At 63.2% G+C, this 1,049-nt stretch carries 1 protein-coding gene; it reads right to left on the reverse strand.

Features of this window, described 5'->3' with window-relative positions; all coding sequences use genetic code 11:
- The coding region (locus tag AC097L_RS26210; protein WP_479589613.1) for a CHASE2 domain-containing protein at positions 1–1,049 on the reverse strand (1,049 nt) is incomplete at both ends.

Consider the following 1,049-nt stretch of genomic DNA (forward strand, 5'->3'; position numbering starts at 1 on the left):
GGCGGTGGCCACCGGGGCACCCCAGAAGGCCATGACGCAGTCGCCCATGTATTTGTCAATGGTGCCGCGGTGGGTGCGGATCTGCGCGGTGAGCTGGCTGAAGACACCGTTGAGCACCGCCTGCAACTGCAGTGGCTCCATGTTCTCGGACATCTGGGTAAAGCCCCGAATGTCACAAAACATCACCGTCAGCTCCTGGTTGCTGGCGCGCATGGTGTAGCTGTCGGGGTGCTTGAGCATTTCGTCCACCAACTCGGGCGGTACGTAGGTGCCAAACAGTTGGGCGAGTTCGCGTTTGGACCGGCTTTCAACAAAGTAGCCGTAGGCCATGTTCAGCACCGATGCGGTCACCACCATCCACAATGCGGCGGCCAACGGCAGCACCAGGCCGTGGCCGAGGTACAGAGCCCCGTTCAGTCCTACCACCAGTGCTAGCACGCCTACGCTGAGCGCCACGGCCCGTAAGGCCGATAGGCGGGGCAGGGCCCAGGCCAGGGTGAGCCCGGCCAACAACAGCACCAGAGTGTCGTAGCCCACGGCGTAGTCGGGCTTGACGGCGATGTTGCCGTCCATCAGGCCAGACAGCACATTGGCATGGATTTCCACCCCAGGGTAGGTTTCGCCCACGGGGGTGACGCGCAGGTCCAGCAGGCCGGGCACCGTGGTGCCAACCAGTACGATCTTGTCTTGCAAACTGCGGTCGGGCAGGCGGTGGGCCAGCACATCGGCTGCCGAAACGTAGCGGTAAGAATGGCCCTGGGCGTGGTGGGTGCCGCCAGCACCGCGAAACGGCACCAATACTGCGCCACGCGCATCCATGGGAATGGCTTGCTGTTGGCTGCCACGTTGGAGCAGCAGGCTTTCCAGCTGTGCGGTCCCAAAATTGTCGTGTGAGAAGCCGGGCGTGACGCGGGGCAGGCCCGTCAGTAGCCGAAACATGCCCAAAGACAAAGATTCGTAGTAGCGTCCCTGGTGCTCCGCCAGCAGCGGCAGGGAGCGGACCACACCGTCTGCATCGGTAATGGCGTTGAAGAACCCTGCAAGTGGGG

This window comes from Rhodoferax sp. RT5P35 (assembly GCF_056521385.1).